Source organism: Prosthecomicrobium sp. N25, assembly GCF_037203705.1.
In the GTDB taxonomy this organism is placed as follows: Bacteria; Pseudomonadota; Alphaproteobacteria; order Rhizobiales; family Ancalomicrobiaceae; genus Prosthecodimorpha.
In genome coordinates this window covers 131,224-155,027 of record NZ_JBBCAT010000004.1, presented here as the reverse complement: position 1 = coordinate 155,027, position 23,804 = coordinate 131,224, and the positions used below count along the sequence as shown (strand labels likewise).

Here is a 23,804-nt window from a genome sequence, read left to right as displayed (position 1 = left end):
CTCGGAGATGTCAGTGCGCGACGGCCGCGGCGGCCGCCTCGTCGATGAGCCGTCCGTCCCGGAACCGCTCCAGGGTGAAGGCCGCGTTCTTCGGGTGCGGCTCGTCGCGCGCGATGGTGTGGGCGAAGACGTGGCCGGAGCCGGGCGTCGCCTTGAACCCGCCCGTGCCCCAGCCGCAGTTCACGTAGAGCCCGGGGACCGGGGTCTTGGCGAGGATCGGCGAACGGTCCGGCGTCACGTCGACGATGCCGCCCCAGTTCCGCAGCATCCGCACGCGCCTGAACATGGGGAACAGCTCGCAGATGGCGTCGAGCGTGTGGGTGGTGATATGCAGCCCGCCCGTCTGCGAGTAGGAGACGTACTGGTCCGTCCCCGCCCCGATCACCAGATCGCCCTTGTCGGACTGGGAGATGTAGGCGTGGATGGTGTTGGACATCACCACGCAGGGGAAGACCGGCTTCAGGGGCTCCGACACGAGCGCCTGCAGCGGATAGCTCTCGAGCGGCATGCGCACGCCCGCCATGCCCATCACCACCGACGTGTGCCCGGCCGCCACCACGCCGATCTTCTTGGTGCGGATCGCGCCCCGGGTCGTCTCGACCGCCTCGACCGCGCCGGACGCGTCGCGCCGGATCGCCTTCACCTCGCAATTCTGGATGATGTCGACGCCGAGCGCCGAGGCCGCTCGCGCATAGCCCCAGGCCACCGCGTCGTGCCGCGCCACCCCGCCCTTGCGCTGCAGGGCCGCCCCCATCACCGGGTATCGGATGTCCTGCGAGATGTTGAGCGGCGGGCAGAAGTCCTTCGCCTGCTCGGGCGTCAACCACTCGTTCTGGATCCCGGCGAGCCGGTTGGCGTGCACGTGGCGCTTGGACACCTGCACGTCGTGGACCGTGTGGGCCAGCATCATGACCCCGCGCGGCGAGTACATGACGTTGTAGTTCAGCACCTGGCTGAGGTCCTGCCACAGGTCGAGCGCGTGGTCGTAGAGCGCCTCCGACTCCTCCCAGAGGTAGTTGGAGCGGATGATGGTGGTGTTCCGGCCCGTGTTGCCGCCGCCGAGCCACCCTTTCTCCAGGACGGCCACATTAGTGATCCCGTGCTCGGCCGCCAGGTAGTAGGCCGTGGCGAGACCGTGCCCGCCGGCCCCGATCACCACCACGTCGTAGGCGGCCTTCGGCTCCGGCGACCGCCATTGCTCGGGCCAGTCGCGATGGGCCGAGAAGGCATTGCGGACGAGCGAAAACAGCGAAAAGCGCAAGGGCCTTACCCTCCGGTCGGGGCGCCCGGGACGGCACCCTCCGCCACGGGCGGATAACCGCACGCGGCGCAGTCCAGGTCTTGTGTCGATGCGACGCCCGTCCCGTCGGTTTCCGACAAGACTCCGGCCCTGTCCGCACCGGAAGTCTGGGTGGCCGAAGCGGCGGACGAATGCAAGGCCTGCGGCGTGCCGACGCTTTGAAGCCGGGCGGAATGCGGTCTATGGGTTCTCTTTCAGGCCCGCCAGAAGGCCACCGCGGCAAAGCCGCCGCACGAGGGAAACCGCCATGGCCCGCATGGAAACGCTCGAACTCGTACGCGCCTACTACGACTGCTTCAATCGCCGCGACATCCCTGGGACCCTCGCGCTGCTGACCCCCGACGTCATCCACGACGTGAGCCAGGGCGAGCGTGAACACGGCCTCGACCAGTTCGCCGTCTGCGTGGACCGGATGAACCGGTGCTATCGCGAACAGGTGCTCGACCTCGTGATCATGGCGACCGACAGCGGCGACAACGCGGCCGCGGAGTTCGTGGTGGAGGGCCGGTACATGGAGACCGACCGGCACCACCCGTCCGAAATCGAGCTGCCCGAAGCCCGCGGCCAGAGCTACCGCATCCGCGGCCGCGCGCTTTTCGAGATCCGCGACGAGAGGATCGCCCGGGTCACCGACTGGTACGACCTGCAGGAATGGCTTCGTCAGGTCGGCACCTGAAGGTGGCACCCCCCTGGCCGGAAGTGCCGTTGAGGAAGGCCGGACTGTTTCACCCCCGTGAACACTGAGTTCACCCCCCTGGGAATCACGTACGTGTGAGTGGTCAGTCGGTTGCCTGACGGTCATCGTCCCCTTGGTTCGAGGGCGCTGGCAGGAAGGGGCTCTGGCGCTCTCGGCTCGATTGACGAGTGACGAACGGGTGGGAGACACCGGATGAAGTCTGGATTGAAGTGGCTGGCCGTCGCGGCCGGCGTGGTCGCGCTCGGGGGCACCGCCCTCGCGCAAGCTGACGCGATCAAGCAGCGCCAGGAGACCATGAAGGCCATCGGCGGCGCCATGGGCGGCATGGCCAAGATGCTCAAGGGCGAGGAGCCCTATGATGCGGCCAAGGCCAAGGCTGCGGTGGAGACGATCGCCGCCCGCGCCAAGGGCTTCGACGCGCTCTTCCCGAAGGGCTCGGAGACCGGCGCCGAAACCGCGGCGGCCCCGAAGATCTGGGCAGATCCGAACGGCTTCAAGGCGGCCCTCGCCAAGCTCGAGCAGACCGCCGGCGCCCAGGCGGCGACCGCCGGCAAGGACCTCGACGGCCTGAAGGCCTCGGTGGGCGCCCTCGGCGGCGCCTGCAAGGGGTGCCACGACGACTATCGCCTGAAGAAGAGCTGACCCGACCCCTGCCGGCCTGGTCCCCGCATCGCCCAAGGCGGGCGGAGACCGCGGCCCTTGCGAGGTCCCTGCGGCCCCGGAGTCGAACGCTCCGGGGCCTCTCGCGTTGATCGCCCGCCCCGTCCCCCTGGAGCTCCCCTGCGATGAAGCGCATCCTCCTCGTCCTCGTCGTCCTCGCCCTGGCAGCCGGGGCCGTCGTCTGGATCCTGACCGCCCCGAAGCCGCTCGCCGCCGCCGCGCTGCCGGCCCACAAGGCGGATCCGGCGAACGGCGAGCGGGTGTTCTGGACGGGCGGCTGCGCCTCCTGCCACGCCGCCAAGGGTGCCAAGGACGCGGATCGCCTGAAGCTCGGCGGCGGCCAGGCCTTCGCGACCCCGTTCGGCACCTTCTACGCCCCGAACATCTCGCCCGATCCCGTGGCCGGCATCGGCCGCTGGAGCGAACTGGACCTCGTCAACGCCATGCAGCGCGGCGTATCGCCCGAGGGCCGGCACTACTATCCGGCCTTCCCCTACGGCTCCTATGTGCGCATGAAGACCGAGGACGTCGTCGACCTCGCGGCGTTCCTGAAGTCTCTGCCGGCCGTCTCGGAGCCCTCGAAGCCCCACGACCTGCCCTTCCCCTTCAACATCCGCCGCGGCCTCGGGCTCTGGAAGCTGCTCTACCTCGACCCCGCCCCCGTCACGGCGCTCGCCCCCGACGCTCCCGCGGAAATCCAGCGCGGCCGGCATATCGTCGAAGGCGCCGGCCACTGCGGCGAATGCCACACGCCCCGCAACGCGATCGGCGGTCCGGACAGGAGCCGATGGCTCGCCGGCGCGAAGGCGCTCGAGGGCGACGGCAAGATCCCCAACATCACCCCCGACACGTCCGCCCTCGGCGGATGGTCCGCCAAGGACATCGCCTACTACCTGGAGAGCGGCCTCACCCCGGACGGCGATTCGGTCGGCGGCCCGATGGCGACCGTGGTCGACAACATGGCGAAGCTGCCGGCGGAAGACCGCAACGCCATCGCGGCCTACCTGAAGGCGGTGCCGCCCCGCCCCAAGCAGTAGCGGGGTCAGCCTGACTCGCCGCCTGAAGGCCCGGCCGCAAACCGCTGCCGGGACTCCCCTATCCGTCCCGCACGCCCGGCTGCGTCTCGGCCACGATCCAGTCCCCGTAGGCCCGGCTCGCCGCCTCGACCGGCAGGACCATCAGCGCCGGCGTCTCGTAGGGGTGCACCGCCGCGATCGCCCCCATGACGGCCTCGGCCAGCCGCCCCCGGGTCTTGGCCAGGAAGACGACCTCGCCGGCGGTCTCGAGGGTTCCCTTCCAGGCATAGACCGACACCATGCCCGGGATCATGTTGACGCAGGCCGCGAGCCCGCCCTCCACGAGACCGCGCGCCGCCGCCTGGGCGCCCGGCAGGTCCGGAAAGGTCGCGTAGACGACCACGAGTTCCTCGCCGCGATGGAGTTCCACTGCCATGGGTCACCTCCCGTGACGCGCCGTCTGCTTGTCGGGCGCCGAAGCCCGTGATACTCGCCGAAGTTCCCGGAAGGCCGACATGACCCGCGAACGCCCCAGGCTCGACAACATCTGCTTCGTGGCGAGCCCCTCCGAGGAGGCCGAGGCTGCCCGGCGCAGGCTCTCCCATGTCTACGGCTCCGCGCCGCCCGACCAGGCCGACGTCATCGTCGCCCTCGGCGGCGACGGCTTCATGCTCCAGACGCTGCACCGCTTCATGAACACCGGCAAGCCGATCTACGGCATGCACCGCGGCACGGTCGGGTTCCTGATGAACGAGTACAAGCCGGACGGCCTCCTGGACCGGCTGGCCGTCGCGGAGTCCTCCTCGATCCGGCCCCTCCTCATGCGGGCCACCGACGCCGGGGGCGGCAAGCACGAGGCGCGCGCCTTCAACGAGGTCTCGCTCTGGCGGCAGACCTACCAGGCGGGGCGGCTGAAGCTGGTCATCGACGGCGTCGAGCGCCTGCCCGACCTCGCCTGCGACGGCGTCATCGTCGCCACCCCGGCCGGCTCCACGGCCTACAACCTTTCGGCGCACGGGCCGATCATCCCGCTCGGCGCGCCGCTGCTCGCCGTCACCCCGATCAGCCCCTTCCGTCCCCGCCGCTGGCGCGGCGCGCTCGTTCCCGACCGCTGCCTGATCCGCATCGAGGTGCTCGAGCCGCAGAAGCGCCCGATGGGCGCCGCCGCCGACCACACCGAGATCCGCGACGTCGTCGAGGTCACGGTGAAGCAGGACCGGCACTCCGAGAGCCTGATCATGTTCGACCCCGAGCACAACTGGGAAGAGCGGATCCTGGCCGAGCAGTTCCAGTACTGACCGCTGCGAAAATCGCGCAGGACACTGAATCTTAAAGCGGAGCGCGCAGACTCGCCGGCGAACAGGCGGGATCGGACGAGATGGCGCGCGCCAAGGCCAGGGAAGAGACCTTCGACGACGAGGTCGTGGACGAATTCGAGATCGGCGACGGAGAGCGCATCGCCTCGCCGGTCGACCTGCGCTCCAAGGCCAAGGAGATCAAGCTGAAGCGGGGCGAGAAGGACCCCGTCCAGGCTGCCGAGGCCGCGCTGAAGCGGATGGAGAAGACCTTCTCCATGTGGATCGAGGACGAGACGCTGGCGCTCGCGGAGACCGGCCGCAAGGCCGAGGCGAGCGGCTTCGCGGCGGACGACCGGGCCGACCTCTACCGCTCCGCCCACGACATCAAGGGCCAGGCCGCCACCCTCGGTTTCCCACTCGCCGGCCGGATCGCCGGCAGCCTCTGCCTGCTGCTCGACCACGCAGGCCCCTCCGATCGCCTGCCCCCGGACCTCGTCCGCCAGCACGTCCAGGCGGTCCGCGCCGTGGTCGCAGAGAACGCCCGCGACGAGGGGACCCCGGTCGCCCTCCGCCTGGCGGAGCGGCTGGAGGAGGTCACGGACGACTACCTGCGGAGCCTTCGCGCGCTCTGAGGCGCGGGACCGGCCCGGTGGCCGCCCCCGGCGGTCAGGCCGCCCGGCGGTTTCCACCGTCAGCGGGCGCGACGCCCTCCGCCTCGTCCGGACCGATCTCGTCGACGCTCCCGAGGTCGTCACCCGCACAGGCCGCCGGCTCGGTCGCCTCGGGCTCGAATGTCGCCGCCCGGGCCTCGTCGGCCGCCGGTCGGCCCCCATCGGCCTCGCCCCGGTTCGCCGGGAAGGGCGGCACGGCCAGGTCCGCCGCCGCGTCGAGCCCCTCCGGGTCCACCCCCATCTCTTCGGCGAGCGCCGCCTCCGCGAGGTCCTCGAGGCCGTCCCCCTCCGGTCCCGGCAGCGCCGCCGGCTGCTGGAGCGTCTCCGCCACGAGCCGCCGTGCCCCGTCCCGCGCGGCCTCGGCCGAGAAGCGTCGCAGGATCACGATGAGGTCGGCGACCTCCGGATCGGCCGTGCCGGTCTGCTGCAGGATGCGGTCGATCACCCGGCGCGCGAAGGCGTGGGTGTCGACGGGCCCGTCGCCCCCAGCCAGGTCGCGATTGACCTCGATGGCCGCCCGGAACGCGGGATAGACCCGCCCGGGCATCCCGGCCTTCCGGTAGAGGGCCCGGAACCCGCCCTCCCGCCGATCCGACAGGAGCGCGGAGACGCGGTGCGGAGGCACGCCGGACAGGATCGCCAGCGCCTCCCGCAGGAAGCGGATGTTACCCGTGCAAGCAGCACGGATCAGGAGGAGCGTGGTGAGCTGGCCCGTCTCGCGCAGGTGCTCGGCGAGCGGGCGGAGTTCCTCGTCCCGCGCGCCGGCCGCGAGCGCGAGCGTCGCCTTGTCCTTCGCCTCGCGCAGGATCGCCTCGACCCGGTCCTCCCGCAGCGTCGAGCGCATCAGCACGAGGTCGTGGCAGGCGACCGCCAGCCTTTCCAGGAGCGATTGCCGGATGCCGATCGGGACCCCCGGACGCTCGAGCAGCGCCTCGAGGACGTCCGTGTCGTCCCCCGCCCGCTCCACGATCCGCTTCAGGCTGAAGACCGGGATGGCGGCCCCGTGGTTGCCGAGCAGCGTGACCAGGGCGGCAGGCTCGCCCACCTCGGCGATCGCCGCCGCGAGGCCGGGGCTCACGCCCTCCCGCGCCGCCGCGGCGATCTGGACCGGCAGGCTCCCGCCCGCCACGAGGTCGACCAGTTCGGCGTCGAGCAGCACCGGCGAGGCGGCCACGACCGCCGCCGCGATCGCGGGTTCGTCCTGCGCCAGGGTGAGGACCACCGGATGCGGCGCCGCCGGATCCGCGGCCAGCGCCTCGGCGAGCGCCTTGCGCACGCAGGCCTCCCCATCGTCGAGATAGACCATCATGATCGCCTCGAGCGTGTCGCGGTCCGGCCCCTCCAGGCCTGCGTGCAGGCACGCCCGGACGAGCGGGCGCGCGGCGCCGGCCCGTTCTTCCGCCGAGGCGGTGGTCAGCCATCTCAAGAACTGCTCGACGATCATCTCGCCTACTCTCTCGACCGGATTGCCCTCCCGGCGAGGCTCGCACGGGAAGGCTTAACGATCCGTTCACCGCGTTCTTTTGCGAAGCGTTAGGGGTTACGGCTCAGCGCAGCGGCATGTAGCGCGTCAGGTCGAGCGGCTGCCCGGGCGCGCGCGGCCGCACCGTGGCCGGCCCGCCTTGCACTGCCGTCGCGGTGGCTGCGGGCTGGACGGCGACCGTCCGCACCCGGACCGGGGCCGCGGCCGCGACCGCGGGCGGCAGGATCGAGAGCGGCTCGAGGGCCGCCTTGGGCGGGGAAGCCGCCGCGGCCGGCGCCGTCGCGCGCAGGGCGTCCGTGGCGGTGGTCCCGTTGCCCGCGCCGTCCATCAGGGCGGCCATGGAGAAGCGGCTCGGCCGGGCGACGCCGAGCGGAGACGTCACCATGGGCAGCGGCGCCCGCGGCGCCCCGCCGGCGAGGGCTGCCATCGCCATCCGACTCGGCCGCGGCGCTGCCAGCGCCCCCGCCACGGGCAACTGGCCGACCCCGGGGCCGCCGGCCTGGGCCGGCGCGGTCCGCGTCGCCGGCGCGGTGCCCGGATCGGCATAGCCGAGCGCCCCGCTCGTATTGAGGCCGGGGCCGCCGGCCGTGTCGGTGCGCAACAGGGCCGAGAAGGCATCCGACGGCATGCGCGCCCGCCAGCCCTGCAGGGCCGCGCCGGTCGGCGGCGCCGTGCCGCTCGCCTCGCCCGGGAGCGTGGTCTGCGACAGCGACCGCTGGAGGGCCTGCCCGCCCGACCCGCCGAGCGCCGATTCGCCGGAGACCCGGGCCGCCACCTGCGCGCGGATCATGTCGGCGAGCGCCGCGGGCGGCACCCGGGGCGCCGTCGCGGTCGCCGTCCCGGCGGGCGGCAGCGGCCCGGTCGGATGGGCCTTCGCCAGAAAGCCGTAGACCTCGGCGGCGGTCCGGGCGCTGCCGTCGCGGTTGTAGAAGATCGGGACGTTCGCGGCGGCCGCCGCCGGGAAGGCCGGCGCCGCGGCGGCGTTCGGCGTCTCCGCCGCCATGCGGATCAGCCGCGCCCCGCCGGTCGCCCCGAGCACGTGGGCGACGTAGAGATCCTGCTGGCTCGGCGTGCGCCCGATCGACTGGGTGAGCGAGGCGGCGTTGCGCTGGGTGAAGCGCCCCGCCATCACGGACGAGACGAGCGGGTCATTGCGCAGGTCGAGGATCTGTTGTCTGGTCGCCGGGTCGGCGACCGTGTAGCGGCCGTTCGGCTCGCGCACGATGGCCGACGCGGCCGCCGCCAGCCCGACCGAGGGCCCGTCCTCCTTGATCAGCTCCAGCCAGGGCTGTTCCGGGAACTGGAAGAGCCCGGTCGCCGTCGAGGTCGTCGCGCGGAGTTCGGGCCGGAAGGTCGATTCCCGGTAGGCGGTCGAGACGAGATAGTCGAAGGACGTGCCCGTCGTCTCGCTGGCGGCCCTGAGAGCCTCCGCCACGCGCGGCTGGACGGATGTGGATCCCTCGATCTGCATGGCGGGCCCGGACGCATCAACGATCCGTTAACCCTCTGCGAACGCGGTAAAGACGGGGTTAACGACCTGAACGGAGGAGCGAATGCCCGGTCTCTATTTCGACGAATGGGAAGTGGGGAAGCTCGTCCGCCATCCGATCCGCCGCAGCGTGACCGAGATGGACAACGTCCTGTTCTCCAGCCTCACCTTCAACCCTCAACCCCTTCACATCGACTTCGACTATGCCGCGAAGAGCGAGTGGGGCCGGCCGCTGGTCAACTCGCTCTTCACCCTCAGTCTGCTCATCGGCATCTCCGTGCACGAGACGACACTCGGCACCATCGTCGCCAACCTCGGCATGACCGATGTCCGCTTTCCCCATCCGGTCTTCCACGGCGACACCATCCGGGTCGAGACCGAGTGCCTGTCGAAGCGCGAGTCGCGCTCCCGGCCCGACGCCGGCATCGTCGAGTTCCTGCATCGCGCCATGAACCAGGACGGCATCCTGGTCGCCGAGTGCAAGCGCCAGGTCTTCCTGCAGAAGCGCCCGGCCGAGACCCCCGAGGCCTGACCCGGCATGCGCTCGCTCCTCTTCGTCCCCGGCGACAGCACCCGCAAGCTCGACAAGGCCCTGGCCTCCGGCGCCGACGTCCTCCTGGTCGACCTGGAGGATTCCGTCGCCCCGGCTGCCAAGGCCGCCGCCCGCGTCACCACCGCGGCGTTCCTGAAGGCGAACGTCCCGGCCGCGGGACGCCCCCGGCTCTTCGTCCGCGTCAACGCCTTCGACACGGGCCTGACCGACGACGACCTCGACACCGTGGTGGCCGCCGGAGCCGAGGGCATCGTCCTGCCGAAGGCTGCCGGCGGGCCGGACGTCGCCCGCCTCGACGCCCGCATCGCGGTGCGCGAGGCCCTGGCGGACCGGCCGGACGGCGGGGTCGCGATCCTGCCCATCGTGACCGAGACGGCCCTGGCCGTCTTCCAGTGCGGCACCTATCGCGGATCCTCGGCCCGGCTCGCGGGCCTGGCGTGGGGCGGCGAGGACCTCGCCGCCGATCTCGGCGCCCACGCCAACCGGGACGCCGCCGGCCGGTGGCTCGAGCCCTACCGCCTCGCCCGCAGCCTGACCCTCCTCGGCGCCGCCGCCGCCGAGGTCGCCCCGGTCGACACCGTCACTGTCGATTTCCGCAACGAAGCGGGCCTCGAGGCCGAGTGCCGCGACGCCGTGCGGGACGGCTTCACCGCCAAGATGGCGATCCATCCCGCGCAGGTGCCCGTCATCAACGCCCTCTTCACGCCCTCCCCCGAGGCCGTCGCCGAGGCCGAAGCGATCGTCGAGGCCTTCCGGGCCGCCGGCGACGTCGGCGTGATCGGCATCGCCGGCAAGATGGTCGACCGCCCGCATCTCAGGCAGGCGGAACGCATCCTGGCGCGGGCGGGCCGCAGCGGCCGTTGACCGGGGTCAATGTCGACACTTCGCAGATCGTGAATATCGACTGCGGAGGGCCGACCCCATGACCAACGGCATCGTTCACGACTTCGACCTCGAGATCGGGCGCGTGATGGGCCTGCCGATCTACTGGTACGGAGCGGTCTACACCGTCGGCTTCCTCGGCGTTTTCGCGTGGTTCGCCTTCCGGCGCCACAGGCTCGGCTGGTCGCTCCGGGACGTCCTCCTCTTCTCGATCGCCATGGCGACGGGCATCATGCTCGGCGGCCGGATCTTTGACATCCTGGTCTACGAGCTCGACTACTACCGCGGCGCCCCCTGGCAGGCGCTCGACTGGTGGCGCGGCGGGATGGCGTCGCACGGGGTGATGCTCGGCGGCATGACGGGCATCTTCCTGTTCTGCCGGGCGACCGGAAACCCCTTCGTGAAGACCGCCGACGAGCTGAGCGTACCGGCCGCCTTCGTGATGGGCGTCGGGCGCCTCGGCAATTTCATCGAGGGCGGCGTCATCGGCTCGGTCACCTGGGTACCCTGGGCCTTCATCTACCCCAACGTCGAGGGACCGCGGCATCCGGTGGCCCTCTACGACGGCGGCAAGAACCTCCTCCTGGTGCCGATCCTAGCCCTCGTGCTCCGGCGCTTTCCGGCCGGCCGCGGGGTGGCCATGGGCGCGTTCCTCGTCCTCTACGCCGGCCTGCGCTTCCTGATCGACTTCTTCCGGGACTACGAGGGCGGTTGGCTCGGCATCGGCCAGGGCCAGTATTTCAACATCGTCATGGCCCTGGTCGGCGTCGGGTGCCTCGTCTGGGCCTTCGCGGCCGAGCGCGTCCCCGGCCCGAAGCCGCCGCCCGACGGCCGCCCGGCCGGCATCGTCCTGCCCCTCGTCTTCGTCGCCCTCTGCCTCTACCCGCTCGGCATCCCGACCAGCTGGACCCGCGTCAACATCGAGGAGAAGCGCCAGCAGGAGCAGCCGGCCGCGGAGGCCGGGCCGACCGCCAAGTAGGCGACAACGTCCCCCCGAGAACGACGAAGGCCGGGGCGAGGCCCCGGCCGGCGGTCGACAGACGGTAATTCGGCGAACCCGGTGACGGGGGCGTTCAGCCGCGCCGCGACGGCAGCCTGAGCGCCACCTCGTAGGTCGCCATGGCGAGGCCGGTCTTCACGACCGTGCCGGCCACGAAGGGCAGGAAGCCGAGCGCGATCGCCTTGTCCCAGCCGATCAGCCCGGCGAGGAAGGGCACGCCCGTCACGAACACGGCGAGATGCGCGATCGTGAAGCCCGCGGCCGATCCGAGCAGGGTCCGCCCCCAGCCGCGCTCCATGAAGAAGCCGGCGAGGAAGGCGACTAGGGGAAAGCCGAGCAGGAATCCGCCCGTCGTGCCGAAGAAGTGGTGCAGGCCGCCGCCGGCCGCGAAGACCGGCAGGCCGATCGCGCCTTCGGCCAGGTAGGCGAGCACGGTCGCGGCGCCGAGGCGCGACCCGTAGAGCGCGCCGATGACGAGGAGCGCATAGGTCTGCATGGTCATCGGCACCGGCCACATCGGCACCGTGATCCGCGCGGAGGCCGCCAGGACCGCAGTGCCGGCGAGGACCGCCGCGACCTTGGCCCATGCGGGGGCGGCGGCGAGGCTGCGGGTGAGGCCGGGCTGGGCCTGGGCGAGCATGGTCATCGGCATCGGATCCTTCTCGAAGCGGGCGCGTCGCGCATCGACGAAGCGTGTACCCGGTTTCGGTCCGAACACAAGTAGCCGAACGGTCGAGCCGGCCCGCGCGCGGCGATCGGCCGCCCGCGCACGGTGGAGCCGGAAACTGCCGGCCTCAGCCCCCCGGCGGCCGCTCCATCTGGAAGAGCTCGGTCACCACCGCGTAGTCCTTGTAGCCGCACCGCGCGATCGGCCGGGCCAGCGTCAGGTCGAACCGCCCGTCCCGGATCATCGCCTCGTCGATATGCACGCCCACCACCTGCCCGATCACCATGTGCGAGCCCATGGGCCGGCCGGCGAGGTCGACGAGCGCCTTCACCTCGATCGCCTTGCACTCGAGCGCGACCGGTGCCTCCTTGACCCGCGGCGCCTTGACCAGCCGGCACGGGGCCGGCGTCAGACCCGCGATGCCGAACTCGCTGGTGCCGCGCGGCAACGGGGCCGAGGTGGCGTTCATGGCGTCGCGCAGGTCCCAGGTTGCGAGGTTGCAGACGAACTCCATCGTCTCGGCCACGAAGCTCGCCGCGTCCTTCATGCCCTCGCTGGAGAACATGACGAGCGGCGGCCGCGAGCCGACCGCGTTGAAGAAGCTGTAGGGCGACAGGTTCACCCGCCCGGCCCGATCGACCGCCGAGATCCAGCCGATCGGCCGGGGGGCCACGATGGCCTTGAAGGGATCGTGCGGGAGGAGATGGGCGGGCCTTGCGTCGGTCTCGTAGAACATAGCGTCAGGCGCTCCACACGGTGAGCACGTCGTCCACCGCCGGTCGCGGCCGCTCGGCGGGTTTCTCCTTCGGCGTGCCGATGTGGACGAAGCCGACGAAGCGCTCGCCCGCCTTCGCGCCCAGGATGGCGGCGGCCTCCGGGTCGTAGGCGCACCAGCCGGTCAGCCACTGCGCCGCATAGCCCATCGCGTGCGCGGCGATGACGAGGTTCATGGCCGAGGCCCCGCCCGACAGCACCTGCTCCCATTCCGGGATCTTCGGATGTTCGCCGGCTTTCGAGATCACCCCGATCGTGATCGGCGAGCGCGCGAAGAGCCCTCGCTCCTGCTCGACTCGGGCCGGCTCGGCGTTGGGGAAGCGGGCGTGGTAGAGCGGCATCAGGCGCTCCGCGAGCGCGGGCCCGTCCGCCCGCCGGTAGAGGACGAACCGCCACGGCGCGAGCTTGCCGTGGTCGGGCACCCGTGCCGCGATCGTGACGAGCTCGCGGATCTCGTCCTCGCTCGGGCCGGGGTCGCCGAGCTGCAGGGCCGCGACGGTGCGGCGGGTCTTCAGGAGGTCGAGGGCGTCGGGCATCGGTCGGAACTCGGTTGGGCGACGGGAGGACGGCGGATCGAGATCCCATGCGCCGGCCCTTGTCAACGCCCGCCTGCGCAGGGCCGGTTGCCGACCGGCCGCGATTCCGCCATGCTTACCGCGGATGACGGCGGTCGCCGGTCCGATCCAGCGTCTCCGAGCCGCGCAGTCCGATCGCCGCAGTCCGACCCGACGAGTCCGGCCCGACGAGTCCGAGAGAGCCCGAACGCCGCATGACGCTCCGCGCCGCCGCCTCCACGCTCCTCGTCCTCCTGGCCGTGGCCGCCTCCGGCCCCGCCGCGGCCCAGAAGGCCGGACCGGCGACCGGCGCCACGGTGCCCGCCGGCACCGCCGCCCCCGCGAACCCCGCTCTGATGCCCTTCGCCGGCAACCCGCCCCCCAGTCCCGTCCCCGACATCCTGTCGCCCCAGAAGATCCGGCCCGTTCTGAACCTGAAGGCGCTGGTCACCGAGGACAGCAAGCCAATCCGCTCCGGACTGGTCTGGCGCATTTTCCAGGACGCCAAGGAGAACGGCGAGACCAAGATGAAGCTGGTCGCCACCTCGGCGGGCGGCGAAGCCGTCTTCCAGCTCGAACCCGGCTCCTACATCGTGCATGCCGCCTACGGGCGGGCCGGCGCGACGACCCGCGTCACCCTCGACAAGGCCGAGCGCACCGAGACCCTGGTGCTGAACGCGGGCGGCGTGAGGCTCGCCGCCGCGGTCGTCGGGGACCTGCCGGTCGACCCCGAGCGCGTCTCCTTCGACATCTACTCCAAGGACGCCGACCAACGCGGCGACCGGCAGGCGCTGGTGATCGGCGCCAAGCCGGGCAAGATCATCCGCCTGAATGCCGACACCTATTACGTCGTCAGCCGCTACGGCGACCTGAACGCCGTCGTGCGCGCCGAGATCCACGTCAACCCGGGCAAGCTGACCGAGGCGACCATCTACCACAAGGCCGCCAAGGTCACCCTCAAGCTCGTCTCCGAGAAGAACGGCGAGGCGCTCGCCGGAGTGAACTGGCTGGTCCTCAGCCCCTCAGGCGACCAGGTCGCCGAAAACGTCGGCGCCTTCCCGGCCTTCGTGCTGGCCGAAGGCGACTACTCGGTCGTCGCCAAGCATCAGGGCAAGGTCTACACGACCAACTTCTCCGTCGACCCCGGCAACGACCGCGAGCTCGAGATCCTGGCGGACCCGGCGCGGGCGCAGTAGGGCGGCCGGATCAGGGAAATCGGACTTCACCACGCGGCGCCAGCGCTGGGGGGAGCCGCTTCGGATCGCGGGTCAAAGGGTAACGTTACGTTATTCGAGGTTGACCTCCAGCTGCGGACGGCGGAGAATAGAGCTTCGTTCGAAGCGATCGAAGACGATGAACGCAGATGTAGGATGGGCCGGACGCCTGCAAACTGAAGGAATCCGGTCTCTCGCCCGAATATATAGAAAAAATTCTATTTATCTCGATTCCAAGGAAGCTCAAGCCTACGCCAAGCTCCTCTTCGATTTCCAAGGTCCGAGGGACGACACCCGACGGGAGATCCGGCGTATCCTGCGAAGGACACCCCTGGCGAACACGGAGACGAAAGCGGGCATCCGCTCCATTCTCGCCTCGGCCTCCGGCGAGTGCGGCGACTGGGCCGCCGCAGCCGACCACGGGGAATGGGTCTGGCGGAAGTCCCGCGAGGCCTTCCGCCGCCACGCGAGCCTGGCATGCGCTGCGCACCTCCACGATCTCGGAATCGCCCGCAATCGGCTCTTCCGACATGCTTCCGCCGTCATGGCCCGCTCGACCGCCAACGACGCGGACCTCGTCAGCCTTCTCGCCGACCCGCGGAAGCGCGTCGCGGTGGTCGGCAACGCGCCGGTCGGCCTCGGGAGCGGACTGGGACGCGAGATCGACGACCACGACGTCGTCATACGCTTCAACGACTTCAGCGACGACGAGCGCTACGCCGCCGATTACGGTCGCCGCACGACCGTATGGGTCCGGGCCGGCAGCCACCGGCATGTCTGGCGCCGCCCCCCGGCGCTCTACGACTTCACGCTCTTTTCCGGCCCCGATCGGCGCTTCCATGGCCAGCAGGCATGGGACCTGATCGAGACCGAGAAGGCCGGCGGCCGGCCCGCCTGCCTTCCGACCCGCCTCTACGTGGAACTCGCCCGCGAGCTGGACCACCCGCCCAGCGCGGGCCTGACGGTCCTCTACTGGCTGCGCGTGTTACGCGGCTCCGTCGGCGACGGCCGGACGAACGCGTATGGCTTCCGCTTCGACGACCAGACGGACGGTCAGGTGAAGCATTACTTCCAGCCCTCCGCAAAGTCCGGCCGCCGTCACGACTGGAACGCCGAGGCTCTGTACTACCGCACGCACATCCTCGCCGCCGATCAGCCCGCCGCACCGCCCCCGCGGACCGTGCCTCCTCCCGCCTGAACGGATCACGCCGACGTCGGCCTCCCGCCGCCGCCACACGGAGCGCCTCTCGCATGCACAGTCGGGATTGCGGACGTCGGAGCGACGGGGCGGGCTCCGAGGGCGCCCGGCTATGGCAGGAAGGGACGACCCTGTCTCCGGACGCGGGCCCCGCCTCTGCGGCCGCAACGGGAAAAGTCGGCCCGCCCGGATGGGAGTCGATCCCGCCGGACGGCTCAACGCACCCGAAGTCCTCCCGGCTTGCCCTCCTGCATGGGAGCGAGTACCCGGATCGCCACTTGCGGCGCGTGTGCCGCGTTTTCGGATCGCCCGACCGATGACCGTCCACAGTCCGGAATCGAAGGCGGCGATCGGCATCCAGCATCACGCCCGGGACCCTGCCGGAGACCGGGGCGGACCGCGGCGGATCGGGAGGGCAGCGATGAAACGAGCGCATCCCGGCCTCGGCCTCGATCGGAAGGGCCTATGCCGGTGACGCAGGCCGGCCGTTCCCCGCCCCCTGTCGGCATCCTCTTCGCGAACCTGAAGGGCAACGTCGGCGACTTCGCGATCCTGCATGCGATGCTGCGCGACCTGGAGGCCCGGTTCCCGGGTCACCCCCTCCACGTCTACCCGCACCGCTATCTGAGCCGCGATGCCACCCGCCTCTCCGCCTTCCGGGACACCGGCACGCCCCCCTTCGAGATCCTCGGCCCCCTGGACGCACAGCCCAGGCCGGCCTGGCACCAGACCCTGTCGGACCGCGGTTACCGCAGGCTGGCGCGCGCCCTCGCCTTCCAGGCCGTGCGACAGGAAGCCCGCCCCGTCGCCCGCACTCTCGGCGGCTACGCCGGCGTCTTCACGGCGGGCGGCGACCAATGGAACGGCTTCATCGGCCTCACGATGCTCGCCACCCTCAAGGCCGTGGCGGCGCGCACCGACCGGATTTGGGCCTACCCCTTCTCGATCAACCCGCGCGCCCGCCGCTCCCTCGGCGACGCGCTGCTCGGCCGGCACCTCGGCCTGATCCGCCGCCCGCTCCCCGTCCGGGATACCATCTCCGCCGAAGTCGCCCGGGACCTCGGCCTCGAGACGGCAGATGCCGGCGACTGCGTCTATTCGCTGCTCCCGCTCGCCCGCCTCGTCCCGCCCGCGCGCGGGCGCGGCGCCGGGCGGACCCTCCTGGTCCTGACCGGAAGCGCCAAGCCGCTCGAGGCCGCCCTCGGCGCGGCCGTCGCCCGGCTGCTGCCGGCGATCCCCGACCTGGCGCTGCTGTCGACCTGCGATCTGGAGGACGGCCCGGTCTGCCGCCCCCTCGCGGCCGCGCAGGGTATTCCCTACCTGACGCCACTCACCTGGCAGGAGACCGTCGCGGAACTCAAGGCCGCCTCCCTGGTGGTCACCAACCGCCTGCACTGCCTGATCTTCTCGACGCTGGCCGACGTGCCGGTCCTGCCCATCGCCGACCGCAAGAAGGCCGAGGCTTACGTCCGCGACGCGAACATGCCCCACCATGCCGCCACCATCGCGGACCTCACGCCGGACCGCCTCGAGGCCGCCCGGTCCGACCGGTGCCTCGTCGTCTCCCGCATGGTGGCCTACCGGACTCGCATGCTGAACCTGCCGACGAGCCCGCTGGGCGTCTAGCCCCGCTCGGCCGCCCGACGGCCTCCGCCCGCCGCGACGGGCCGGGGCCGCCGGAACGGCCCCGGGCCTGCGGTCACGCCGCCGCTTCGGCGCGCTCGCGCTTGATGTCGGGCGGGGTCGCCTCGTCCTGCAGGCTCGCGAGCGCCTCGGCGAGCCGCACGACCCGGTTCTCGTTCGATCCGAGCCGGCGCACCGCCACCGTGCCCTCCTCGGCCTCCCGCTTGCCGCAGACGAGGATCACCGGGACCTTGGCAAGGGAGTGCTCGCGGACCTTGTAGTTGATCTTCTCGTTCCGGAGGTCGATCTCGGCCCGCAGCCCGGCGCGAAGGAGCTTCTTCTGCACGGCCTCCGCATAGGCGTCCGCCTCCGAGGTGATCGTGGTGACGACCACCTGGACCGGGGCGAGCCAGAGCGGGAAATGGCCGGCGAAGTTCTCGATCAGGATGCCGGTGAAGCGCTCCAGCGAGCCGCAGATGGCGCGATGGATCATCACCGGCGTCTTCTTCGATCCGTCCGCGTCGATGTAGAAGGCCTCGAACCGGTCCGGCAGGTTGAAGTCGACCTGGGTCGTCCCGCACTGCCAGTCGCGCCCGATCGCGTCCTTGAGCGTGTACTCGAACTTGGGCCCGTAGAAGGCCCCCTCGCCCGGGTTCAGCGCCACCTTGATGCGGCCGCCCGACTGCTCGGCGATCTGGTCGAGCACCCGCATCATGATCGCCTCGGCCCGGTCCCAGAGCTCGTCGGACCCGACGCGTTTCTCCGGCCGGGTGGAGAGCTTCACCTCGATCTCATCGAAACCGAAGTCGGCATAGACGGACAGGATCAGGTCGTTGATCTTCAGGCACTCCGCCGCCATCTGCTCCTCGGTGCAGAAGATGTGCGCGTCGTCCTGCGTGAAGCCGCGCACCCGCATCAGCCCGTGCATGGCGCCGGACGCCTCGTAGCGGTGCACCACGCCGAATTCCGCCATGCGGATGGGAAGATCGCGGTAGCTCTTCAGGCCGTGCTTGAAGATCTGCAGATGCCCCGGGCAGTTCATCGGCTTCAGCGCGAAGAGGCGCTTGTCCTCCGTCTCGTCGCCGGCCGACTGCACCCCGAACATGTTCTCCCGGTACCAGCCCCAGTGACCGGAGGTCTCCCACAGCACCTTGTCGAGCACCTGCGGGGCGTTGACCTCCATGTAGTCCGCCCGCAGGCGCCGGCGCATGTAGGCGATCAGCTCCTGGAAGATGGTCCAGCCTTTGGCGTGCCAGAAGACGACGCCCGGCCCCTCCTCCTGGAAGTGGAAGAGATCCATCTCGCGCCCGAGCTTGCGGTGATCCCGCTTCTCGGCCTCGGCCAGCATGGTCGTATAGGCCTGCAGGTCGGCGTCGTTCGCCCAGGCGGTGCCGTAGATCCGCGACAGCATGGGCTTGGCCGAATCGCCGCGCCAGTAGGCGCCCGCCACCTTCATGAGCTTGAAGGAATTGCCGATCTGCCCGGTCGACGCCATGTGCGGCCCGCGGCAGAGGTCGAACCAGTCGCCCTGGAAATAGATCTTCAGGTCCTGGTCGGCCGGGATCGCCTCGACGAGTTCGACCTTGAACCCCTCGCCCTTCGACTGGAAGACGTCGCGCGCCTTGTCGCGGCTCCAGACCTCCTTGGTGAAGGGCCGGTTCCGGGCGATGATCTCGCGCATCTTCTGTTCGATGCGGCCGAGCTCCTCCAGGGTGAAGGGCTGCCCCGGCCGGTAGAAGTCGTAATAGAAGCCGTTCTCGATGACGGGCCCGATCGTGACCTGCGTGCCGGGATAGAGGTCCTGGACGGCCTCTGCCATCACGTGCGCGCAGTCGTGGCGGATCAGCTCCAGCGCCTCGGGATCCTCCCGGGTCAGGAATTGGATCCGCGCGTCGCTCATGATCGGATCGCGCAGGTCGGTCAGCCGGCCGTCGAGCTTCATGGCGACGGCCTTCTTGGCGAGCGACTTGGCGATCGACTCGGCGACCGCCAGGCCCGTGACGCCGGCCTCGAAATTGCGGTGCGCGCCGTCCGGGAACGTGATCTGGATCATGTCTGCGTCTCCTGCTCACTCCCGGATACCGACCCGGGTAAGCCATGGGGGATGGATCAAGGCCGAGGGCTCAGAGCCTGTCGACGATGTGGCGGCCGGTCCACCGGCCGTAGCGCCAGGGCATATACCAGCGCGCCCGGGGAGGCAATTCGGCCGGAACCGGGTCGATTCCCGAGGCTCCCCAAGGATTGCAGCGGAGAATCCGGGCGAGCCCGATCCACCCGCCGGCCCACAGCCCATGGCGGGCGATCGCCTCTTCGGTATACTCGGAGCAGGTCGGCAGGTAGCGGCACGTCCGGCCCATGAAGGCCGAGAGCGTGTAGCGGTAGAGCCGGATCAGCCCCCGGGCCGCGAGGACCTGGGGACCGCGGCGCGACGGCGGAGGCGGCCTGCAGGTCGGGCACATGCCGGAACAGAGTATCCTGATTGACGTTGAGACCACGCTAGCACGCGAGGCGAGACCATGCCCAACGACGCCCTCCTGATCACGCGCGCCGTTCATTTCGCGGCCGTCCACCACAAGGACCAGCATCGCAAGGGGGCCGACCACGATCCCTACATGAACCACCTCGCCGAGGTCGCCGCCTACGTGGCCACCGCCGATGCCGCACCGGACGCCGAAGTGATCGCCGCGGCCTACCTGCACGACACGATCGAGGATACGGCCGTCAGTCACGAGGACCTCGTGCACGGCTTCGGCCGGCGCGTCGCCGATATCGTGGCCGAGGTCACGGACGACAAGTCCCTGCCCAAGGACGAGCGCAAGCGCCTGCAGATCGAGCACGCGCCGACGCTGTCGCGCGAGGCGCGCCTGATCAAGATCGCCGACAAGACCTCGAACGTGCGCTCCCTGGTCCACGCGCCGCCGGAGGACTGGCCGCACGAAAGGCTGGTCGACTACGTCGCCTGGGCACGCCAGGTGGTGGACCGGATCCGCGGCACCGATGCGCGCCTGGAGGACACCTTCGACCGCATCGCCGCCGAAACGGACCGACGCTTCGCCGATGGTCCGTCATCCGCGGCCCCGCGTGCGAAATAACAACGTATAGATGCGGAAAGCCGCACGAACGACTTTACGTTCGCGCGGCTCTCCCGCCAGAGTTCATCGCCCGACCTTCGTCGGGTGTGCAAGCCGACACTCTTCGGCGAGGGAGAGTGACGGTCATGCTCAGAATGACCATCACCCTCCGGCTCGGACGGCGGAGACTGACACTCTCCATCGTCCGGTAAGTCCGGCAGGGGGCGGCCGCGAGGCCACCCTCATGCCTGGACGAAATCATACACGCAGCGCGGGTCCGCTCAAAGCCGACCCCAAAGAATTTCAGCTCAGCCGGCAGCCGCGGCGGTCGACGTCCGCCTGGCCTCGATCTGGTCCAGGGCCGAGACGACGGCGTCGAAGGTGAGGAGCGTGGAGGCATGCCGGGCCTTGTAGTCCCGCACGGGCTCCAGATACTTGACGTCCTCGAAGCGCCCCTCGGGCGGCGCGCCGTTCTCCTTCAGCATCCGCCTGACCGTCTCGCGCAGGGCTCTGAGCTCGTCCGCGCGAGCCCCGATCACGTGCCGAGCCATGATGGACGAGGACGCCTGTCCGAGCGCGCAAGCCTTCACGTCATGGGCGAAGTCGGTCACCACGTCGCCGTCCACCGAGAGATCGACCGTGACGGTGGAACCGCAAAGCTTGGAATGGGCGGTCGCTGTGGCGTCGGGCTGCGGCAGGCGACCGAGCCGGGGGATGTTGCCGGCGAACTCCAGAATCTTCTTGTTGTAGATGTCGTCGATCATGGACGTCTTTCCCGCCTCGGGGCACGGCGCCGCAGCGGGCGTGCCTTACCCTTCCGATCCGGCTCACTATATAGTGGGGGTCGAGGCTGTTCACATCCCCGGCTCTTCCATACGAGCGGTCGGCGCGAGTGGTCCGGAACTCCAGCGGGGCCGTATGTTGAAGAAATCGATCGAAAGCCGAGAGGTCTTCCCCATGGACGCCATCGTCAGCCTGTACCGGCGCGACGCGTCGGCCCCCGCCCGGCCGAGCCGCGAAGAGGCTGAAGCCGCGGTTCGGACGCTGATCCGCTGGGCCGGCGACGATCCGGAGCGCGAAGGCCTCCTGGATACCCCGAAGCGCGTGACGAAGGCCTACGAGCAGCTCTTCGCCGGCTATCGCGAGAGCGAGGCCGACGTCCTCGCCAAGGTCTTCGAGGAGGTCGAGGGCTACGGCGACATCGTGCTCGTGCGCGACATCCCGTTTCACTCGCATTGCGAGCACCACATGGTCCCCTTCGTGGGCAAGGCGCATATCGCCTATTATCCGACGAAGGGCGTCGTCGGGCTCTCCAAGCTCGCCCGGCTCGTCGATGTCTTCGCCCGCCGCCTGCAGACGCAGGAGAGCATGACGGCCCAAATCGCCAACGCCATCGACGAGCACCTGCGGCCGCGCGGCGTGGCCGTGCTGGTCGAGGCCGAGCACATGTGCATGTCCATGCGCGGCGTGCAGAAGGACGGCGTCTCGACGATCACGACCCAGTTCACCGGCGTCTTCCGCGAGGATCCGGCCGAGCAGGTCCGCTTCATGACCCTCGTCCGCGGCTTCCGCTGAGCGGGTGGGTGCTGTTGACCCAGGGGGGCGCCGCGGCCTAAACCCGCGGGGCCATGACCGCTGACCCTGCCTTCCCGCCTCCCGGCCACCATGACGACCTCGAACTCGGAGCCCGGCTGACCCCGCGCTTCGATGCGAACGGCTTGATCACCGCCGTGGTCACCGACGCAGCGACCGGCGAGGTCCTGATGCTCGCCCACATGAACGCCGAGGCGCTCGCCCGCACGATCGAGACCGGCGTCGCAACCTTCTGGAGCCGGTCCCGCCAGGCGATCTGGGTCAAGGGTGAGACCAGCGGCAACCGACAGGTCGTCCGCGAGATGCGCGTCGACTGCGACCAGGACGCCGTCTGGCTCATGGTCGACACGGAGGGCCATGGAGCCGCCTGTCACCGCGGCTTCCGCTCCTGCTTCTACCGGCGCATCGCGGTCGGGTCCGCACCAGAGACGCCGCTCGCCCGGGCGGAGGACGCCCCCTTGTTCGACCCCGAAGCCGTCTACGGCCCGAACCCGGGCGGCCACGGGCACGACCACAGGTCGGACGACTGATCCGCCCTCCCCTCGCCGCTTGAGGACCGCAACCGCGATCAGGCGCTCGCGATATAGCTACGGATCTCGTCGGCCTCGCGCTCGACCACTTCGATCCGCCGCTTCACCACGTCGCCGATCGAGACCACGCCGATCAGCTTGCCATGCCGGATGACCGGCATGTGGCGGAACCGACCCGCCGTCATCCGGCTCATCACGTCGTGGATGGTGTCCTCCTCACGGCATGTGACCACGTGCCGCGACATGTAGGACCCCGATTTCTGCGCGATGGCGCCGGGCCCCTCCTGCGCGATGGCGCGCACGACGTCCCGCTCGGAGAGAATGCCCGCGATCGTCCCGTCGGCGTGGGTCAGAACGACCGCGCCGATCTTGTTGGCGGCAAGCATCTCGCAAGCCTCCGCAAGGGTATGCTCGGGCGTGAGGGTCAGAACCCTGCTGCCCTTTTCGGCCAGAATCGCCTTGACGGTCATGCCACAACCTCCCGTTCCTTGGGTTCGGCGCGATGGCCGGCTCCGCTCTCCCTCGGAGCCCGGTCGGGCGGGACTCTCCTGAGAGCCCGCCCCTCCCATGACATGATGCTGTCCGCAGCCCGCGCCGGCAAGCGCGAACTCGGGCCCCTAGCCGCGAGGGTCGACGGGGTCGAGCAGAGAAAAGGCCAGGAATCCTGTCATGAATCCGCCGACATGGGCCTCCCAGGCGATCCCGCCGCCGGGGCCGGTGAGGGCTTCGGCACCGAAGACGATGACGAGGTTCATGACCAGGAACACGGCGACGAACTGCAGGACGCGCCCGTCCGTCAGGCTGGCCGTCAGTCCCGGCGCGGGCACGCGGGCGGCCGCGAGCGCGTCGGCCCCGCGGGCGCCCAGCCCACCGACGCGCATCGGCCCGCCGGGCTCGAAGCCGAAGCGTGCGAGCGCGCCCATCAGTCCGGACACGATCCCCGAAGCCCCGATGACCGGCGTCGCCTCCCCGACATGGGCCGCCCAGTGCGCCATCGCGGCGCCGATCGCGCTGACGAGGCACAGCAGCACGAACCGCACCGTGCCGAAGCGACGCACGATCACCGCCCCGAAGGCGGCGAAGAAGGAGAGGTTGACCCCGAGGTGGAAGATGTCGGCATGCAGCAGCGCGTAGCTGACGAAGCTGGCCGCATCCGCCCAGGATCCGCCCGGGTAGAGATACTGCCGCTCGGCCACGGCCTGGAGGCGATCGGGCACGAAGGCGAAGCGCGCCAGGATCTCCAGGTCCTGCTCCGGGGTCAGGACCAGCCGCAGCAGGTGCACGCCGATCAGGACCGCGCAGGCGGCGACCACCGGGCCGGGAAGATTGAAGAGCGGCTCACGGCGGCCGGAGTGTTGCGTCATCGGGTCGGGTCCCGTTCGGGCCCGCGGTTGCGGAGCCGTCCAGTCACATAGGCTGTCGCGGCGCGAAACGCGACCCCGGCTGCCCGCCGCAGTCCCATCCCCGCACAGTCGTCGCTCCCCCCGCCGTCCCGGACCGGCACCGCCGTTAACGTAAACGAATTTGCGGC

At 70.5% G+C, this 23,804-nt stretch carries 26 protein-coding genes; 14 read left to right on the top strand and 12 right to left on the bottom strand.

Translation table 11 applies throughout. The annotated features are described in order from the left end of the window. Nucleotides 1–10 precede the first annotated feature (10 nt). Nucleotides 11–1,261, bottom strand: a complete 1,251-nt coding sequence (locus WBG79_RS22865; RefSeq protein ID WP_337359552.1) for a sarcosine oxidase subunit beta family protein — start codon at nucleotides 1,259–1,261, stop codon at nucleotides 11–13. A gap of 286 nt (nucleotides 1,262–1,547) precedes the next feature. Between WBG79_RS22865 and WBG79_RS22860 the strand changes: the two genes are divergently transcribed. The 3 genes from WBG79_RS22860 to WBG79_RS22850 all read left to right on the top strand — a co-directional run bounded on the left by WBG79_RS22860 (nucleotide 1,548) and on the right by WBG79_RS22850 (nucleotide 3,694). Next, nucleotides 1,548–1,976, top strand: coding sequence for a nuclear transport factor 2 family protein (locus WBG79_RS22860; RefSeq protein WP_337359551.1), 429 nt, complete (start codon nucleotides 1,548–1,550; stop codon nucleotides 1,974–1,976). Between the two features lie 213 nt (nucleotides 1,977–2,189). Further along, on the top strand, nucleotides 2,190–2,639 hold the full coding sequence (locus tag WBG79_RS22855; RefSeq protein WP_337359550.1) for a c-type cytochrome: 450 nt from the start codon (nucleotides 2,190–2,192) through the stop codon (nucleotides 2,637–2,639). Between the two features lie 143 nt (nucleotides 2,640–2,782). Next, nucleotides 2,783–3,694 carry a c-type cytochrome gene (locus WBG79_RS22850; RefSeq protein ID WP_337359549.1) on the top strand — a complete coding sequence of 304 codons (912 nt, stop codon included), beginning with the start codon at nucleotides 2,783–2,785 and terminating at the stop codon, nucleotides 3,692–3,694. A gap of 58 nt (nucleotides 3,695–3,752) precedes the next feature. Here the strand turns inward: WBG79_RS22850 and cutA are convergent, their stop codons facing one another. Then, on the bottom strand, nucleotides 3,753–4,109 hold the full coding sequence (gene cutA, locus WBG79_RS22845) for a divalent-cation tolerance protein CutA (protein ID WP_337359548.1): 357 nt from the start codon (nucleotides 4,107–4,109) through the stop codon (nucleotides 3,753–3,755). 79 nt (nucleotides 4,110–4,188) lie between these two features. On the opposite strand from cutA, the gene WBG79_RS22840 reads away from it, so the two are divergent. Beyond that, nucleotides 4,189–4,971 carry an NAD kinase gene (locus WBG79_RS22840; protein ID WP_337359547.1) on the top strand — a complete coding sequence of 261 codons (783 nt, stop codon included), beginning with the start codon at nucleotides 4,189–4,191 and terminating at the stop codon, nucleotides 4,969–4,971. A gap of 80 nt (nucleotides 4,972–5,051) precedes the next feature. Next, nucleotides 5,052–5,603: an Hpt domain-containing protein gene (locus WBG79_RS22835; RefSeq protein WP_337359546.1), complete on the top strand. Its 552-nt coding sequence runs from the start codon at nucleotides 5,052–5,054 to the stop codon at nucleotides 5,601–5,603. A gap of 34 nt (nucleotides 5,604–5,637) precedes the next feature. Here the strand turns inward: WBG79_RS22835 and WBG79_RS22830 are convergent, their stop codons facing one another. Together WBG79_RS22830 and WBG79_RS22825 are read right to left on the bottom strand one after the other, a co-directional pair. Beyond that, a complete protein-coding gene (locus tag WBG79_RS22830) occupies nucleotides 5,638–7,086 on the bottom strand; it encodes a DUF2336 domain-containing protein (RefSeq protein ID WP_337359545.1) in 1,449 nt (482 codons plus the stop codon). A 103-nt stretch (nucleotides 7,087–7,189) separates the two neighbouring features. Continuing rightward, on the bottom strand, nucleotides 7,190–8,596 hold the full coding sequence (locus WBG79_RS22825) for a lytic transglycosylase domain-containing protein (RefSeq protein WP_337359544.1): 1,407 nt from the start codon (nucleotides 8,594–8,596) through the stop codon (nucleotides 7,190–7,192). Between the two features lie 82 nt (nucleotides 8,597–8,678). Here WBG79_RS22825 and WBG79_RS22820 point away from each other — a divergent pair, with 82 nt between their 5' ends. The 3 genes from WBG79_RS22820 to WBG79_RS22810 are packed head-to-tail and all read left to right on the top strand — an operon-like array spanning nucleotide 8,679 to nucleotide 11,028. Continuing rightward, nucleotides 8,679–9,146, top strand: a complete 468-nt coding sequence (locus WBG79_RS22820) for a MaoC family dehydratase (protein ID WP_337359543.1) — start codon at nucleotides 8,679–8,681, stop codon at nucleotides 9,144–9,146. A 6-nt stretch (nucleotides 9,147–9,152) separates the two neighbouring features. Continuing rightward, on the top strand, nucleotides 9,153–10,031 hold the full coding sequence (locus WBG79_RS22815) for an HpcH/HpaI aldolase/citrate lyase family protein (RefSeq protein WP_337359542.1): 879 nt from the start codon (nucleotides 9,153–9,155) through the stop codon (nucleotides 10,029–10,031). Between the two features lie 58 nt (nucleotides 10,032–10,089). Continuing rightward, nucleotides 10,090–11,028: a prolipoprotein diacylglyceryl transferase gene (locus WBG79_RS22810; protein ID WP_337359541.1), complete on the top strand. Its 939-nt coding sequence runs from the start codon at nucleotides 10,090–10,092 to the stop codon at nucleotides 11,026–11,028. A gap of 94 nt (nucleotides 11,029–11,122) precedes the next feature. On the opposite strand, the gene WBG79_RS22805 is transcribed toward WBG79_RS22810, so the two are convergent. From WBG79_RS22805 to WBG79_RS22795, 3 genes are all read right to left on the bottom strand, one after another. Then, nucleotides 11,123–11,701 carry a biotin transporter BioY gene (locus WBG79_RS22805; protein WP_337359540.1) on the bottom strand — a complete coding sequence of 193 codons (579 nt, stop codon included), beginning with the start codon at nucleotides 11,699–11,701 and terminating at the stop codon, nucleotides 11,123–11,125. A gap of 142 nt (nucleotides 11,702–11,843) precedes the next feature. Further along, on the bottom strand, nucleotides 11,844–12,452 hold the full coding sequence (locus WBG79_RS22800; protein ID WP_337359539.1) for a flavin reductase family protein: 609 nt from the start codon (nucleotides 12,450–12,452) through the stop codon (nucleotides 11,844–11,846). Between the two features lie 4 nt (nucleotides 12,453–12,456). Beyond that, nucleotides 12,457–13,026 carry a nitroreductase family protein gene (locus WBG79_RS22795; protein ID WP_337359538.1) on the bottom strand — a complete coding sequence of 190 codons (570 nt, stop codon included), beginning with the start codon at nucleotides 13,024–13,026 and terminating at the stop codon, nucleotides 12,457–12,459. Nucleotides 13,027–13,259: 233 nt separating this feature from the next. On the opposite strand from WBG79_RS22795, the gene WBG79_RS22790 reads away from it, so the two are divergent. The 3 genes from WBG79_RS22790 (at nucleotide 13,260) to WBG79_RS22780 (ending at nucleotide 17,082) form a co-directional block, all read left to right on the top strand. After that, nucleotides 13,260–14,240 carry a hypothetical protein gene (locus WBG79_RS22790; protein ID WP_337359537.1) on the top strand — a complete coding sequence of 327 codons (981 nt, stop codon included), beginning with the start codon at nucleotides 13,260–13,262 and terminating at the stop codon, nucleotides 14,238–14,240. Nucleotides 14,241–14,802: 562 nt separating this feature from the next. Continuing rightward, the gene (locus tag WBG79_RS22785) at nucleotides 14,803–15,456 is read left to right on the top strand and encodes a glycosyltransferase family 29 protein (protein WP_337359536.1); all 654 of its coding nucleotides are present in this window, start codon (nucleotides 14,803–14,805) and stop codon (nucleotides 15,454–15,456) included. Nucleotides 15,457–15,921: 465 nt separating this feature from the next. Next, on the top strand, nucleotides 15,922–17,082 hold the full coding sequence (locus tag WBG79_RS22780; protein ID WP_337359535.1) for a polysaccharide pyruvyl transferase family protein: 1,161 nt from the start codon (nucleotides 15,922–15,924) through the stop codon (nucleotides 17,080–17,082). Nucleotides 17,083–17,155: 73 nt separating this feature from the next. Here the strand turns inward: WBG79_RS22780 and thrS are convergent, their stop codons facing one another. After that, entirely contained in the window at nucleotides 17,156–19,132 is a 1,977-nt protein-coding gene (gene thrS, locus WBG79_RS22775) for a threonine--tRNA ligase (protein WP_337359534.1), read from the bottom strand. A 70-nt stretch (nucleotides 19,133–19,202) separates the two neighbouring features. Then, nucleotides 19,203–19,538, bottom strand: a complete 336-nt coding sequence (gene yidD / locus WBG79_RS22770) for a membrane protein insertion efficiency factor YidD (protein ID WP_337359533.1) — start codon at nucleotides 19,536–19,538, stop codon at nucleotides 19,203–19,205. A 57-nt stretch (nucleotides 19,539–19,595) separates the two neighbouring features. Between yidD and WBG79_RS22765 the strand changes: the two genes are divergently transcribed. Next, nucleotides 19,596–20,171, top strand: a complete 576-nt coding sequence (locus WBG79_RS22765) for an HD domain-containing protein (protein WP_337359532.1) — start codon at nucleotides 19,596–19,598, stop codon at nucleotides 20,169–20,171. 287 nt (nucleotides 20,172–20,458) lie between these two features. Here WBG79_RS22765 and WBG79_RS22760 read toward each other — a convergent pair whose 3' ends face one another. Further along, nucleotides 20,459–20,914 carry an iron-sulfur cluster assembly scaffold protein gene (locus tag WBG79_RS22760; RefSeq protein ID WP_337359531.1) on the bottom strand — a complete coding sequence of 152 codons (456 nt, stop codon included), beginning with the start codon at nucleotides 20,912–20,914 and terminating at the stop codon, nucleotides 20,459–20,461. 193 nt (nucleotides 20,915–21,107) lie between these two features. On the opposite strand from WBG79_RS22760, the gene folE reads away from it, so the two are divergent. Both folE and hisI read left to right on the top strand, forming a co-directional pair. Continuing rightward, nucleotides 21,108–21,725 carry a GTP cyclohydrolase I FolE gene (gene folE / locus WBG79_RS22755; RefSeq protein WP_337359530.1) on the top strand — a complete coding sequence of 206 codons (618 nt, stop codon included), beginning with the start codon at nucleotides 21,108–21,110 and terminating at the stop codon, nucleotides 21,723–21,725. Between the two features lie 53 nt (nucleotides 21,726–21,778). Then, nucleotides 21,779–22,273, top strand: a complete 495-nt coding sequence (gene hisI, locus WBG79_RS22750) for a phosphoribosyl-AMP cyclohydrolase (protein WP_337359529.1) — start codon at nucleotides 21,779–21,781, stop codon at nucleotides 22,271–22,273. Between the two features lie 38 nt (nucleotides 22,274–22,311). On the opposite strand, the gene WBG79_RS22745 is transcribed toward hisI, so the two are convergent. Then, entirely contained in the window at nucleotides 22,312–22,743 is a 432-nt protein-coding gene (locus WBG79_RS22745; protein ID WP_337359528.1) for a CBS domain-containing protein, read from the bottom strand. Between the two features lie 147 nt (nucleotides 22,744–22,890). Continuing rightward, on the bottom strand, nucleotides 22,891–23,637 hold the full coding sequence (locus WBG79_RS22740; RefSeq protein WP_337359527.1) for a rhomboid family intramembrane serine protease: 747 nt from the start codon (nucleotides 23,635–23,637) through the stop codon (nucleotides 22,891–22,893). Nucleotides 23,638–23,804 lie beyond the last annotated feature (167 nt).